This window comes from Streptomyces caniferus, from assembly GCF_009811555.1.
Lineage (GTDB): Bacteria > Actinomycetota > Actinomycetes > Streptomycetales > Streptomycetaceae > Streptomyces > Streptomyces caniferus.
On record NZ_BLIN01000003.1, the window covers coordinates 877,145 to 891,729 of the forward strand.

General features: G+C 74.3%; 12 protein-coding genes. 5 read left to right on the top strand and 7 right to left on the bottom strand.

Annotated elements, in window-relative coordinates; genetic code table 11:
* The first annotated feature begins 53 nt into the window (after positions 1-53).
* The 5 genes from Scani_RS12540 to Scani_RS12560 all read left to right on the top strand — a co-directional run bounded on the left by Scani_RS12540 (position 54) and on the right by Scani_RS12560 (position 4,679).
* Positions 54-731 (top strand): uracil-DNA glycosylase, encoded by a 678-nt coding sequence (locus Scani_RS12540; protein ID WP_159473847.1) that lies wholly within the window; start codon positions 54-56, stop codon positions 729-731.
* Between the two features lie 23 nt (positions 732-754).
* Complete coding sequence (locus Scani_RS12545; protein ID WP_159473850.1) at positions 755-1,858, top strand: LURP-one-related family protein; 1,104 nt, start codon at positions 755-757, stop codon at positions 1,856-1,858.
* A complete protein-coding gene (locus tag Scani_RS12550; RefSeq protein ID WP_159473853.1) occupies positions 1,851-2,888 on the top strand; it encodes an N-acetylglucosamine kinase in 1,038 nt (345 codons plus the stop codon). Before Scani_RS12545 ends, Scani_RS12550 begins: the two co-directional genes overlap by 8 nt.
* A 95-nt stretch (positions 2,889-2,983) precedes the next feature.
* Complete coding sequence (locus Scani_RS12555; RefSeq protein ID WP_371872340.1) at positions 2,984-3,937, top strand: sirohydrochlorin chelatase; 954 nt, start codon at positions 2,984-2,986, stop codon at positions 3,935-3,937.
* 367 nt (positions 3,938-4,304) lie between these two features.
* Positions 4,305-4,679 (top strand): nuclear transport factor 2 family protein, encoded by a 375-nt coding sequence (locus Scani_RS12560; RefSeq protein WP_246295728.1) that lies wholly within the window; start codon positions 4,305-4,307, stop codon positions 4,677-4,679.
* Between the two features lie 16 nt (positions 4,680-4,695).
* Here the strand turns inward: Scani_RS12560 and Scani_RS12565 are convergent, their stop codons facing one another.
* The 7 genes from Scani_RS12565 to Scani_RS12595 form a co-directional block, all read right to left on the bottom strand.
* The gene (locus tag Scani_RS12565; RefSeq protein WP_159473859.1) at positions 4,696-5,739 is read right to left on the bottom strand and encodes a lactonase family protein; all 1,044 of its coding nucleotides are present in this window, start codon (positions 5,737-5,739) and stop codon (positions 4,696-4,698) included.
* A gap of 149 nt (positions 5,740-5,888) precedes the next feature.
* Positions 5,889-7,397: an FUSC family protein gene (locus tag Scani_RS12570; RefSeq protein ID WP_159473862.1), complete on the bottom strand. Its 1,509-nt coding sequence runs from the start codon at positions 7,395-7,397 to the stop codon at positions 5,889-5,891.
* A 289-nt stretch (positions 7,398-7,686) separates the two neighbouring features.
* Positions 7,687-9,618, bottom strand: a complete 1,932-nt coding sequence (locus Scani_RS41725) for an acyltransferase domain-containing protein (protein ID WP_281391914.1) — start codon at positions 9,616-9,618, stop codon at positions 7,687-7,689.
* Positions 9,619-9,812: 194 nt separating this feature from the next.
* Complete coding sequence (locus Scani_RS12580) at positions 9,813-10,082, bottom strand: acyl carrier protein (RefSeq protein WP_159473865.1); 270 nt, start codon at positions 10,080-10,082, stop codon at positions 9,813-9,815.
* An 11-nt stretch (positions 10,083-10,093) separates the two neighbouring features.
* Entirely contained in the window at positions 10,094-11,347 is a 1,254-nt protein-coding gene (locus tag Scani_RS12585) for a ketosynthase chain-length factor (RefSeq protein ID WP_159473868.1), read from the bottom strand.
* A complete protein-coding gene (locus Scani_RS12590) occupies positions 11,344-12,609 on the bottom strand; it encodes a beta-ketoacyl-[acyl-carrier-protein] synthase family protein (RefSeq protein ID WP_159473871.1) in 1,266 nt (421 codons plus the stop codon). The genes Scani_RS12585 and Scani_RS12590 overlap by 4 nt, the downstream gene beginning before the upstream one ends.
* 299 nt (positions 12,610-12,908) lie before the next feature.
* Entirely contained in the window at positions 12,909-14,507 is a 1,599-nt protein-coding gene (locus tag Scani_RS12595) for an acyl-CoA carboxylase subunit beta (RefSeq protein ID WP_159473874.1), read from the bottom strand.
* Between the last annotated feature and the right edge of the window lie 78 nt (positions 14,508-14,585).

Sequence of the window (14,585 nt, forward strand, 5' to 3'; positions counted from 1 at the left end):
GGGCTCGGGCCATCGGTTGAAGAGGAGCGGGTCCGGGCCAGTAGGGTGATCCCGTGGCTGCACGACCTCTCCAAGACATTGTCGAACCGGGCTGGGCCAAGGCACTTGAGCCCGTCGCCGGACGGATCGCCGCGATGGGCGACTTCCTGCGGGCCGAGATCGCCGCGGGGCGTAGCTATCTGCCGGCGGGCAGCAATGTGCTGCGCGCCTTCCAACAGCCCTTCGACGAGGTGCGGGTGCTCATCGTCGGACAGGACCCCTACCCCACACCGGGGCATGCGGTCGGGCTGAGTTTCTCCGTGGCACCGGAGGTGCGTCCGCTGCCCGGGAGCCTGGAGAACATCTTCCGTGAGCTGCACTCCGACCTCGGGCTGCCCCGCCCGTCCAACGGCGATCTGACCCCGTGGACGCGGCAGGGCGTACTGCTGCTGAACAGAGCGCTGACCACCGCGCCCCGCAAGCCCGCCGCGCACCGCGGCAAGGGCTGGGAGGAAGTCACCGAGCAGGCCATCCGCGCACTGGTGGCGCGCGAGCGCCCGCTGGTGTCGGTGCTGTGGGGGCGCGATGCGCGCAATCTGCGGCCGCTGCTCGGCGATCTGCCGGCCGTCGAGTCCGCGCACCCCTCCCCCATGTCCGCCGACCGGGGCTTCTTCGGCTCGCGGCCCTTCAGCCGGGTGAACGACCTTCTGGCGCGGCAGGGCGCCCAGCCCGTCGACTGGAGGCTGCCCTGACGTCGGGCGATAGTGTGCCTGGCATGACGAATGCGAACATCCCTGCGGGCTGGTATGCCGATCCGCAGGGCACCCCCCACCAACTTCGCTGGTGGGACGGGTCCCGGTGGACGGAGCACACGCACCCGGGACAACAGCCCGCGGCGCCGGACCAGGGCCGGGCGCCGCAGTCGGCCCCTCAGCAGGCCGCACCGCAACCGGCTCCCCAGCAGCAGGCCGGTCAGCACGCCCCGCAGCAGCAGACTCTGCAGAAGTCCGCGCCGCAGCAGCAGATGCCCCAGCAGTCCGCACCACCGCAGCAGGCGCCGGGCCAGGCCCCGTATCCGGGCCAGCAGCAGGGCGGCGCACCGTACGGTCAGCAGGGTTACGGCTACCCCCAGCAGGCGCCCGGCCAGCAAGCAGCCGGTCAGCCGATGCAGCAGCCGTACGGACAGCAGCAGTACGGGCAGCAGCCGATGCCGCATCCGGGCGCCGTGCAGCAACAAGTGCAGCAGCAGGCCGGGGTGGCGGCCGGCGGACCGGGCGGCGGCAGTCTGTTCACCGAGCCGGTGCTGGTGGTCAACCAGAAGGCCAAGCTGATCGAGGTCACCAACGAGTACGGCGTCTTCGACCAGCACGGCAACACGATCGGCGCGGTCGTCCAGGTCGGCCAGAGCACGGCCAAGAAGGTGCTCCGCGTCGTCTCCAGCCTCGATCAGTACATGACCCACAAGCTGGAGATCCGGGACGCCTACGGCCAGCCGCAGCTGATCCTGACCCGGCCCGCGAAGATCATCAAGTCCAAGGTGATCGTGCAGCGGCCGGACGGCTCCCCGGTCGGCGAGATCGTGCAGCAGAACGCCATCGGGAAGATCAATTTCGCGATGATGGTCAACGGCCAGCGGATCGGCGCCATCAAGGCCGAGAACTGGCGCGCCTGGAACTTCGCCATCGTGGACCACGCCGACACCGAGGTCGCCCGGATCACCAAGACCTGGGAGGGCCTCGCCAAGACGATGTTCACGTCGGCGGACAACTACGTCCTGCAGATCCACCATCAGCTGCCCGACCCGCTGCTGAGCCTGGTCGTCGCCACGGCCCTGACCGTCGACACCGCCCTCAAGCAGGACGCCCGCGGCCTTGGGTGAACCCGCGGGCCGCACCCCGGGCGCCCTCGGGTCCGGTCCCTTTCCCGGCGTCCTCGCGATCGACTCGGGCGGATCGGGGCTGCGGATCGCCGTCGCGCGCGCCGACGCCCCCGGGGCCCGGCCGCCGGCCGCGCGCGCCTGGGACGAGCCGGTGCGCACCGGTCCCGCAGGGATCGACGCGGAGGATCTGCTGTCCCGACTCCTGCCCGCCGCCGAGGAGTTGGGGCGCGAAGCGGGAGTGCACGGCTTCGCCGCGGTGTGCGTGGGCGCGGCCGGGATGGCCACCCTGGGCGAGGACCTGCGGGCCCGGCTGCCGGGCGCCCTGGCCACCGCGTTCGGGCCGCACCGCCTCGCCCTCGCCGCGGACGCCGTGACCGCGTACGCCGGGGCACTGGGCCAGCGGCCCGGTGCCGTGGTCGCCGCGGGCACCGGCATGATCGCCGTGGGAACGGATCTGACCGCGGCGGGCGGCTGGCGCCGGGCGGACGGCTGGGGGCATCTGCTGGGCGACTGCGGCGGCGGCGCATGGATCGGCCGCGCCGGTCTGGAGGCCGCGATGCGGGCGCACGACGGACGGACGGGCGGCTCGGCCGCCCTCCTGGCGCGCGCGGAAGCGGTGTTCGGTCCGGTCGCCGGGCTGCCCGGCGCCCTCTACCCGCGCTCCGACCGGCCCGCCGTGCTGGGCTCGTTCGCCCCGGAGGTCGCCCGCTGCGCCGCCGAGGAGGACGCGGTGGCCCTCGGCATCCTGCGGGCCGCCGCGGGCCATATCGCCGATGCCGCCGCCGCGGTCTGTCCGCCGGGGGCCGGGGCCGCGGTGGCCTGCACCGGCGGGCTGTTCGGCCTGGGCGAACCGCTGCTGGGTCCGCTGCGTGAGGCGCTGGCCGAACGGCTGCCGCGGGCCCGTCCGACAGCCGCCGCGGGGAGCCCGCTCGACGGGGCGCTGACCATCGCCGCGGCACTGGCCGGTGACCGTCTGACACTGCCCGCCGATACGAAGTTGTTGCAGATCACACGGCCTGCGCCGGGGTAGTGCGGGCGTGACGCGCGGGATAAATCGGGACGGATACCTCTCCACCGAACCCTCCCTCCGCGCGGGGGTGGTCCGAACCGTTAGCATGCGGCGCCATGAGTTCCCCCACTGGGCCCGCACCTGGCTCGCCCGATTTTGACGCCGCATCCCCGAGCCCGGGAGCCGCACCCGGCCTGCCTGTACGAATGCCGCGACGGCAGACCGGCCGCCACCGCAAGCCGGAACCGCTGGCCGCGCCCGAGGGCGCGCCCGCACTGGTGCTGGCCGTGCCCGGCACCCCCTCCACCGCCTCGCGCAGCCTGGCGGAAGAGGTCTCCAGCATCGCCCGCTCCGAGCTTCCGGGCCTCGACGCCCGGATCGGCTATGTCGACGGCGGCGACGACGAGTTCCCGTCCCTGGAGGCCGTGCTGGCGCAGGCCGCCAACGAGCACAAGGCCCGGGCGGACGCCGACGGTCAGCCCGACCCCGGCCCCGCCGCTGTGGTGGTGCCGCTGCTGGCAGGTCCGGACAGCGCCCTGCTGCGCCGGATACGCCAGGCCATGATGAACAGCGGCTCCGGCGCCGAGCTGACCGATGTGCTCGGCCCGCACCCGCTGCTGGCCGAGGCGCTGCACGTCCGGCTCTCCGAGGCCGGTCTGGCCCGCGCGGACCGTGCCCGGCTGTTCACCGTCGCCACGGCGGCGGACGGCATCATCCTCGCCACCGTCGGCGGCGAGGAGGCCGTGCAGGCCGCCGGGATCACCGGCATGCTGCTGTCCGCGCGGCTCGCGGTACCGGTGCTGGCCGCCGCCCTGGACGAGGAGGGTGCCATCTCCCGTACGGCCGAGCAGCTGCGCGAGTCCGGTTCGCAGCAGCTGGCACTGGCCCCGTACCTGATCGGCCCGGAGATCTCCGACGGCCTTCTGGGTGCGGCCGCGGCGGAGGCGGGCTGCGCATCGGCTGAGGCGCTGGGCGCCTACGGCACGGTCGGCCGCCTTGCGCTGTCGAACTACGCGGCGGCGGTGGGCATCGCCCTGCCGACCCAGGCGCAGGGAGCGCCGGTCCGCTAGGACCCCGCCCCGGCACGCCGCTCGACGAAGGGCCGTCCTCGCGCACCGCGCGGGGCGGCCCTTCGTCGTTCCGGTCGTCGTGTCCCGGTCGCTTGCCCTGCTGCTTTGCCCGGCCGCCTTGCCCGGCTGTCTCGTTCCGGGTCGTTCAGGCGGAGGCGATGCGTCCGATTCCGCTCCGAGCGGCGCAGATGCCCCTCAGGAGGCTCGGGAAGCAGGCGGCGGCGGGTGCTGGCGAACCGAGGGGCGTACGTCCGCGAGAGGCCCGTACAGGGGGCTTGCCGTACCCCTGACGCGCCGACCGATGAGTCCGGGAGCGCCGCGGCGTCTACCGTCCTGCAGAGGCCATTCGCCGGCCCGTCCGCGCCGTGTGGCGGGAGCGGGCCGCCCACGGAAGGAAGTTCATGTCGAACGTCGACCTCGTCCGCGCCGCCTTCGGGGCCTATCTCGCCCAGGCCGTGCGGCCATCGACCGGCTGCTCGCCGAGGATTTCGTCTTCACCAGCCCGCAGGACGACCACATCGGCAAGGCCGCTTTCCTGGAGATCTGTTTCCCCACGGCGGACCGGCTGCGCTCACAGGAGATCCTCGACGCCGTGGCCCTCGACGGCGAGCAGGTCTTCGTCCGCTACGAGTACGAACTGAAGACGGGCGAGCGGCACCGCAATGTCGAGGTGATGACGGTGCGGGACGGCCGGCTCGCCGAGACGCAGGTGTACTTCGGCGGGCGCTTTCCGCAGGGCTGAGGCGGCCCGCGGCGGCTCAGACGAAGACCACGCAGGAGGCCGCCGGCGCCTCGACGGAGCCGCCCCGGGCCGGGATGCCGGTCGCCGGGTCGACGGTGAACCAGGTGACGTCCCCGGACCGCTCGTTGGCGGCGTAGAGGTGCCGTCCGTCGGGGTGCAGCGCCAGATCGCGGGGCCAGCGGCCGCCGCAGGGGACGGTGGTCGCGAGGGTGGCCGAGTCGCCGTCGAGGGAGAGGACGGAGAGGCTGTCGTGGCCCCGGTTGGCGGCCCAGGCGAACCGGCCGTCGAGGGAGACGACGAGCGCGGAGGGGAACGTGCCGGCCGCGTCGGCCCCTTCCGGGAGGAGGCGGGTCTCCCCCAGCGGCGTCAGCGCACCGGGGCCGGCCTCCCATCGGCAGACCGTGACGGTCGGATCGAGTTCGTTGATGACATAGGCGCGGTCGCCGTGCGGGTGGAAGGCGAGATGGCGCGGGCCGCTGCCGGGCCGCAGCCGGGTCTCGGCGTGTACGGCCGGCGCGCCGTCCGCCGGGGCCGGGGCGCAGACGCGGACCGAGTCGGTGCCCAGGTCGACGCTGAGCAGCCAGCGGCCGCCGGGGTCGGGCCGCACGGCGTGGGCGTGCGGGCCCTCCTGGCGGTCGGCCCGCGGACCGCTGCCCCGGTGGGCGAGCACGGTGGCGGGGCCGGTGAGCCTGCCGTCGGACCGTACGGGGAGCGAACTCACGCTGCCGGAGCTGTAGTTGGCGGTGAGGAGGCGACCGTTCGCCAGGGTGAGATGGGTGGGATCGGCGCCGTCCACGGGGACGGCAGGCGCGAGCAGTTCGGGGCCCCGCGGCGTGAGGGCGAAGGCGGCCGCGGCGCCGTCCGGGGTCTCGCTGACCGCGTAGAGGTACCGGCCGTCGGGGCTGGGGGCCAGGTACGAGGGGTTGGGGACGGCGTCGGTGGAGTGCAGCGGGGTGAGGGCGCCGGTCTCCGGGTGGACGGCCGCGGTGGTGATGCCGAGGCCGCCGGCCGCGGTGAACGATCCGATGTACGCGCGTCGCCCGTGGTCGCTCGTCCCCACTGGTCCGCCCTTCGTCCGCCTGCCCGTTGAGGTCCCCCGGCGACGCTAACAGCCGGGGGCGGGGCGGTGGGGGCGATGACCGGTTCCCGCCCACCGGGTGTGCCCGGCGGACCCATGGGGCCGCCGGGAGGGACGCCCGGACACCGTGGTCAGGCGTCGACCAGTGGGGAGCGCGGGGAGCTGCGCAGGGGCGCGGAGAGTTCGGCCAGCGCGCGCTCCAGGCCGTGGAGGTGGACCAGCGCGGGTTCGGCCGCGGGCGGGTGCGCCGGGGCGACGGCGGCGGCTGCCGCGTCGCGTGCCCCGTGCGGTGTGGTCAGTGCCTCGACGGCGGCCTCCACGCGCTGGCAGGAGGCGGTGAGCCGGGCGTCGTGGGAGGCCTCCGGGTCGGCGGCGATGGAGGCCAGCCCGCGGACCTCACGGGCACAGTCGTCGAGCAGCGCCAGCACCTGGCGCGCCCGCGCCTTGCGGGCGCGCAGCGGGCTCAGGGGGTGGACGAGCGGGGACAGCGACAGGCGCACCCTGCTCAGCAGCGGCCCCAGTTCGGCGACGTGCGGGGCCGGGTCGGCGGTCGGGGAGCCCGCGAGGCGGGCGGCGGCCTCGGCGGTGCAGTGGTGCACACAGCGCAGGGCGCGCTGGATCCAGGCGTCGGTGGTGGCGTGGGTCGTGACGGGCAGCACGAAGACCACCGCCAGCGCCGCGCCGAGCGCCCCGACACCGGTCTCCGCGAGCCGCAGCGTGAGCAGGCCGGGATCCAGCACCCCCAGGAGGCCGTACAGCAGCGTGGCCATCAGCGTCACCGCGAGCATCATCCAGGTGTACGAGACGGCGGCGGTGTAGAAGATCCCGAAGACGCTGACCGCGACCAGGGCCACGGTGGGGACGACGGCGCCGTGCAGCGGGACGGCGACCAGCAGGCCGAGGACGATGCCGATGACCGTGCCGAGGGTCCGTCGGAAGCCGCGGACCAGCGTCTCGCCGCGCGAGGCGGTGTTCACGAAGATCCACCATGTCGCGCCCACGGCCCAGTACCAGCGCTGCTCGGAGAGCATCTGGCCCACGACGAGGGCGAACGCGCTGCCGGCGGTGGCCTGGATCGCCTGGCGGGTGGTCGTCCGGGCGAGTCCCCTGCCGCCCGGCGGGGCGGGCAGGACGGCCGGGGACAGCCGGCGCTCGTAGCACCACACGCCGAAGCGGACGGTCGAGGAGGCGGCCAGCGAGAGCGCGATCGCGGTGTACAGCTCGGGCAGCTGGCCCGGCACCGTGTGCAGGAACTGCGCCGCGAAGAAGGTCATGAACGCGAACACCCCCAGGGCGTGGCCGCGCGGCCCCCAGCGGCGGGCGTAGACCCCCGCGCCCACCACCGCGGCGAAGACCAGGCCCCGCCCCACCGGATGATCGTGGAGCACCGCCGCCGCGGCGAACGCCGGGAAGCCGACCGCGGGCAGCAGGACGGTGGTGACCATCTGCGCCCGGACCGTCGTGTCGGTGACCGTGAAGAGGGCGAGCAGCGCGGCGAGCCCGCCGGTGACGGCCGCGACGAGCGAGTGCCCGACGAAACCGCACACGGTGACCGCCAGGCCGATGCCGAGGACGGACCGGGCGGCGCTGCGCAGCCGCAGCCGGCCCGGATCCGGAGCCACGAACATCCTCTTCAGCACAGCGCCCGCCCCTCAGACCGTTCCCGCATGAAAAAGGCGCCGCGGGGATCCGCAGCGCCATCGACGGGGACATCACAGCATCTCCTCGGCAGATTGCTCAACAGAGGCCGAGAGGACTGTGCCATTGGTACAGTCCCGCCCGCCCGGCTCGTGCCAGGAGGGGGCCAATGGGCGGGGGCGGGGCGAGCGGGCATGCGCACGGGGGACGGGAACGCTCCCAGGCCCTGTCGGGGCGGGGAGCGTTCCGGGCGGGGTCGGAGCGGGTCGCCGGCCCCCGTGCGCGATGGCCTCAGCCCGCGACGCCCACCGGGGAGCCGGCCCGGGTGGCGGGGGCGGGGGTGTCCTCCTCGGCGGCGCAGGTCCAGAGGCGGGCCAGGGCTTCTCCCTTCAGCTGGTGGCCCTCTTGCCAGAGACGGCAGGCCGCGGTCAGGACGGCGTGCCGGTCGGCCTCCGGGGTGACGGGGCGGGCGGGCAGGAGGGGGACGGCGGCCGAGGCGCCCAGACGGACGGCGCGGTGGCGGCGGGCGAAGACGGTGAGGGTCTGCCGGGGGCCCGCTTCGAGGAGGAGCATGTCGTCGGCCGCCAGCAGCTGGTCGAGCGCGGGCTGGAAGAGCACCGGGTCGGTGATCTGCCGGGCCCAGAAGCGGGGGCTCACCGCGTCGTCGGGCCCCAGCAGACCACCGGTGTAGCCGGAGTAGAGCGGCAGATCGGGGACGCGGAAGGGGAGTCCGGTGTAGGCGCGCTCCACCGCTTCCGAGGCCGGGGCCATGGCCGGGCTGTGGAAGGGGCTGGTGGCGGGCACCGTGACGACGGTGTGCCCGTCGGCGCGCAGCGCGGCGGCGGTCTCCGCTAGCGGAGCGGTCGAACCGGCCAGCATGGTCTGGCTGGTGGCGTTGACCGCGGCGACGACCACATCGGCACGCAGGTACGGACGCAGGGCCTCGGCGCCGGCGGCCACCGCGAGCATGCCGCCCGCGGGAATCCGCACCGCCGCGACGACCCGCTCGCGCATCATCGCCACCGCGTCGCTGAGCGGCACCACCCCGGCGAGGACCGCGGCGACCAGTTCGCCGGCGCTGTGCCCGAGGAGGGCGGCCGGGCGGATGCCCCAGCTGAGCACCATGCACCCCAGGCCGTAGTCGACCGCGAAGAGCAGCGGCTGGGCGCGGCGGACGTCGTCGATGGCGACGGCCGGGGTGTCGGCGAGCCAGTCGGCGCGGACGGCGGCCCCCTCCGGGCCGAGCAGCTCCAGTACGGCATCGACGGCGGCGGTGAAGACCGGCTCCCGGCCGTAGAGTCCGGCCGCCATCGCGGTGTGCTGGGAGCCCTGGCCGGGGAAGAGCAGCGCGACCGGGCGGGGGCGGGGCGCGTGCACGGTGCGGGCCGCGGCGACCGCGGCGGGGGCCCGCTCGGCGGTGGTGACGGCCCCGGCACGGACCGGGCCGGGGGCCTGGCCGCAGGGCATGGTGGCCGGCAGGGCGGGGAACGCCTCCGGGAACAACCCGTCGAGCAGGGGCGCCAGTTCGCGCCGTACGCGCTGTTCCTCCGCGGCGTTGCCGCCGGACCACAGCAGCAGGCGGGGCGCCGCGGGGTCGGTGAGCCGACGGCTGTGCCGGGAGGGCCGCAGGATCGGCTCGTCCGCCGGGCCCGCGCAGCCGTCGAAGTCCAGCACCCCCAGCACACTGTCGTCGGCGGCGACCGCTTCGGCCGCCCGGCGGAGGGTCTGGACGGTGACGGTCCGGCCCAGGGGCTCCTGGAAGCCCGCAACCAGCGCCAGGTCGGCGCTCTTGGCCTGGAGTTCGTGGTGGGCCAGGTGCAGGGCGTGCGCGGGTGAGGGGGCGGTACGGACCGGGATGCCCTCGTGCACGGCGGGGAGGGCGGTGAGCGGAGCGGTGGAGCCGATGAAGACGACGGTACGGGGCGGAAGTTCCGCGGGCCGGGCGCCGAAGGCGTGCAGTACGGCGGTGACGGCGGTGGGCGGGAGGGTGCGGCCGGCGGAGGTGTCGGAGAGGGAGTCGGCGGCGGTGGCGCGGGCCGGGGCGGCGTCGGCATCCTCGGGCGCGGCGATGTCGGCACCGTCGGCCGTGGGGTCGCCCTCGGCTGTGGTGAGGCCCGCTGTGCCGGTGGCGGCGGCCGGAGCGTCCGTTTCGCCCGGGAGCGGTGGTGACGTGGGCGTGATCTCCAGCCTTCTGGTCACCGCGGTCTGGTTGGCGAGAGACATGGGTGCCCTCCTTCCGGGCGGGTGCACAGGGAGCGTGTGGCGAGGGGTGCGCGGCGGGGCGGAGCGGGAGCCTGCGTGGCGGGGGCCGGCGGTGGTGCGGGCACCCGCCACCAGGCAGCCTCACTCCTCGGGGAGCGGCGCCGAAGGCGGCCCATCCGGCCGGGGGAACCGGGACGGCCGCCTTCGACGCCAGATCATGCGGCCGACGCGGTGCCGGCGTTGATGAGGTCGAGCAGGGCGCGCGGGGTCTCGGCGTCGACGACCGCGTCGTCCGGGATCTCCACGCCGTACTCCCGCTGGATCTCGCCGATCACCTGGAGCAGGGCGAGGGAGTCGTAGCCGAGCTCGATGAAGGGCGTGTCGATGACATCGCCGTCCAGGTCGACGCCCTCCTCCTCGCCCGCGCTCTCGCGCAGCATCCGGGTCAGGTCGGTGAGGGTGACGTGGGTGGTGGTGATGGGCATGGCGTGTCCTCTCAGTCGTTCCGGCCGGATGCCGGGTCCGTCGTCGCGGCATGCCGTCGTACGACGAGGGCCGCGTTGAAGCCACCGTGGCCGCGGGCGAGCACCAGCGCGGCGCGCAGGTCCTGCTCCCTCGGTGAGCCGGTGACCAGATCGAGGGGGAAGTCCGTGGCCGGGGCGGCCACGTTGACGGTGGGGGGAATGACGCCGTCGCGGAGGGCGAGCAGCGCGGTGGCCGCGTCCAGGGCCGCGCCGCCGGCGAGCAGCCGGCCGGTCATGGTCTTGGGGGCGGTGACGGGCACGGCCCGCGGGCCGAAGAGGGCGCAGATCGCCTCGGCCTCCTCCCGGTCCGGTTCCGGTACGCCCGCGGCGTCGGCGAAGACCACATCGATGTCCGCGGGGGTGAGACCGGCGTCGGCCAGCGCGAGGCGCGCGGCCCGGCCCAGACCGGGCGGACGGCCGGAGCCGGGGGCCGGGTCGAGAGTGGCGGCGTATCCGGCGACCTCGCCGTAGATCTGCCGGGCGCCGCGCTCGCAGGCGCTGCCGGCGTCCTCGGTGACGAGGATCGCGCCGCCCTCCCCGGCCACGTATCCGCAGGCATCGGGCGAGAACGGCAGGTAGGCACGGGCGGGGTCGCAGACGGTGCTCATCCGCCCGGAGGCGAGCTGCGGTACCCAGCCCCAGGGGCACAGGGCCGCGTCGACACCGCCGGCGACGACCAGCGGGATGCCCTTGCGGATGTGGCGCCGGGCGTGGCCGAGCGAGTCGATACCGCCGGCCTGTTCGGTCAGCAGCACTCCGCTGGGGCCGCGCATCTTGTGCCGGATGGAGATCTGGCCGGTGTTGACGGCGTAGAACCAGGCGAACGACTGGTAGGCGCTGACGTACTCCTTGCCCTTGCTCCACAGGTTCTGCAGTTCGCGCTGGCCGAACTCGACGGCGCCGCCCGAGGCTGCGGTGACCACGCCCATGCCGTATTCGGGCAGGGCCGCCGCGTCGACCCCCGCGTCGTCGATGGCCCAGGCGGCGGCGGTCAGGGCGAGGCGCGTCATGTGGTCGGTCTGCGGCATCAGCCGGCTGGGGATGTGCTCCTCGGCGACGAACCCGGGGACCTCGCCGGCCAGCGTCGCGGGGTACTGCGAGGCGTCGAAGCGGGTGACCGGGCCGATACCGGAGCGGCCGTCCAGGGTGGCCTTCCAGTAGTCCTCGGTGCCCAGGCCGTTGGGCGCGGTGATGCCGAGGCCGGTCACCACGGTCGTGGCGGTCATACGGCGCTCCTCTCCGGGCGGGCCAGCACCATCGCGCTCTGGAAACCGCCGAATCCGCTGCCGACGCTGAGGACGGTGTCGGTCTTCTGTTCGCGGGCGGTGAGCGGGATGTAGTCCAGGTCGAGTTCGGGGTCGGGCTCGTGCAGGTTGGCGGTGGGCGGCAGCACCGAGTGCTCCATGGCCAGTGCGCAGGCGGCGATCTCCAGCGAGCCGATCGCGCCGAGCGAGTGCCCGATCATGGACTTGATGGAGCTGACCGGGGTGCGGTGGGCGTGCGCGCCGAGGCTGCGCTTGAAGGCGCCGGTCTCGTGCCGGTCGTTCATCTTGGTGCCGGAGCCGTGGGCGTTGATGTAGTCGATGGCGGTGGGGTCGATCCGGGCCTCGGCCAGGGCGGCGTCGATGGCCTGGGCCATCTCGCGGCCGTCCGGCTTGAGTCCGGTCATGTGGTACGCGTTGCAGCGCGCGGCGAACCCGGCGATCTCCGCGTAGATGTGCGCGCCCCGCGCCCGTGCGCTCGTCAGCTCCTCCAGGACGAGGACGGCGGCGCCCTCGCCGAGGACCAGCCCGCTGCGGGTGCGGTCGAAGGGGCGGCAGGCGCTCTCCGGGGTGTCGTTGCGCGGGGTGGTGGCGTGGATGGCATCGAAACAGGCCGAGGTGATCGGGGAGATCGGGGCCTCGGTGGCGCCCGCGATCATGACGTCGCAGGTGCCCTCGCGGATCAGCTCGACGGCGTGGCCGAGGGAGTCGAGGCCGGAGGTGCAGCCGGTGGAGACGACCGCCGCGGGCCCCTCGGCGCCGGCCGCCATGCCGACCTCGGCGGCCATCGAGCTGGGCACGAAGTGCCGGTAGAGCTCGGGGACGGCATAGGTGTGGTCGACCTGCCAGCTGCGTCCGCCGTTGCTGACGACGACGTACTCGCGCTCCAGGCTGGTGGTGCAGCCGACCGCGCTGCCCAGGGAGGTGCCGATCCGGCCCGGGTCGATGCCGGCCGTCTCCAGGCCGCTGTCGGCGAGCGCCTCGCGGGTGGAGACGACCGCGAACTGCGCGGCGCGGTCCAGCCGGCGGATCTCCTGGGGCGTCAGCCCGGCGGCCGCGGGGTCGAAGTCGCACTCGGCGGCGACCCGCGAGCGGAACGGGGAGGCGTCGTAGAAGGAGATCGTGCGGGTCGCCGACCGGCCGGCGGTCAGCAGGTCCCAGTAGTTCTTGATGCCGACTCCCCCGGGCGCCACGGCCCCGAGTCCTGTGATGGCGACTCTGCGCATCGTCGCTACCTCGCCTTCGACGGGGCCGGGTACCCCTGCGGGTACGGGCCTGACGGAACGTTGCGGGCCACGGTGTTCCCTTCGGTCGGTCCGCTCCTCGATGAGCCCGGCGGCCGGGGCCGGGCGGAGGATGCACCCCCGCGCCCCGCCGCCGCGGCGGACAGCTTCGGTGGCCGCTTGTGGCGCTCCCCCGCTGTCGGCTCCGCCATGGTTCGGCCCTCGCCTCGATACCCGCTCGTATGTGCGTGGATCTGCCGTCGGGGATACCGAAGTCGCAGGTCAGCGAGGTGCCGGCGGTCTCAGGTCGGGACGATGCCGTGCTTGCGGTCGGGCAGTTCGGCCTTCTTCTCGCGCAGCATGGCCAGCGACCTCGCGAGCACCCGCCGGGTGTCGCCGGGGTCGATGACGTCGTCGACGAGGCCGCGTTCGGCCGCGTAATAGGGGTGCATCAGCTCGGACTTGTACTCCTTGACGAGCCGCTCGCGGGTGGCCTCCGGGTCGGGGGACGCGGCGATCTCGCGGCGGAACACGACATTGGCCGCGCCCTCGGCGCCCATCACCGCGATCTCGTTGGTGGGCCAGGCGAAGGACAGATCGGCGCCGATGGACCGGGAGTCCATGACGATGTACGCGCCGCCGTAGGCCTTGCGCAGCACGAGGGAGATACGGGGCACGGTCGCGTTGCAGTAGGCGTGCAGCAGCTTGGCGCCGTGGCGGATGATGCCGCCGTGCTCCTGGTCGACGCCCGGCAGGAAGCCGGGCACGTCCACCAGCGTCACCAGCGGGATGTTGAAGGCGTCGCAGGTGGTGACGAAGCGGGCGGCCTTCTCCGAGGCGTGGATGTCCAGCACGCCGGCCAGGGTGTTCGGCTGGTTGGCGACCACGCCGACGGTCTGCCCGTCGATCCGGGCCAGGGCGCACACCACATTGCGGGCCCAGCCCTCGTGCACCTCCAGGTACTCGCCGTCGTCGACGATCTCCTCGATCACCGCGCGAATGTCGTAGGCCCGTCCGGGGTCGGCGGGGACCAGGGCGGTGAGCGCGTCGGTGCGCCGGTCCGCCGGGTCCTCGCCCCGTACGGGCGCGGCGAGTTCACGGTTGTTGCGGGGCAGCAGCGACAGCAGCCAGCGCACCTCTTCCAGGCAGGCCGCCTCGTCGTCGAAGACGAAGTGGGCGACGCCGGAGGTCCCGGCGTGCACATCGGCGCCGCCCAGACCGTTGTGGGTGATCTTCTCGCCGGTGACCGCCTGGACGACGTCCGGACCGGTGATGAACATCTGGGCGGTCTCGCGCACCATGAACACGAAGTCGGTCAGTGCCGGGGAGTAGGCCGCGCCGCCGGCACACGGGCCGAGCATCACGGAGATCTGCGGGATCACCCCGGACGCGCGGACGTTGCGGCGGAAGATGCCGCCGTAGCCGGCGAGGGCGGTGACGCCTTCCTGGATGCGGGCGCCGGCGCCGTCGTTGAGCGAGACCAGCGGGGCGCCGGACGCCTCCGCGAGGTCCATGACCTTGTGCACCTTCGTCGCATGCGCCTCGCCCAGCGCCCCGGCGAACACCCGGAAGTCGTGGGCGTAGGCGAAGACGGTGCGGCCGTGCACCAGGCCCCAGCCGATGATCACGCCGTCGCCGTGCGGTTTGCGGGACTCCAGTCCGAAGCCGGTGGCGCGGTGCCGGCGCAGCGGTTCGATCTCGGTGAAGGTGCCCTCGTCGAAGAGGAGTTCCAGCCGCTCGTGCGCGGTCAGCTTGCCCTTGGTGTGCTGGCGGCGGGTGGCGGCCGCGTCGGGGCCCCGGCCGACCTCCTCCTTGAGGCGGTGCAGCTCGGCGGTGGCACGGCCCAGGTCGGGGCGCGGCGGGGTGAGCGGCGTCGTCGCGGTTTCCTGAAGGATCGTCATCGGCAGAACGTAGGAACGCCGGCTCGAACTCCGCTGGAGAGCGCGCGGCGGTGCGGCGGCGGTCGGTGCGGACCGTCC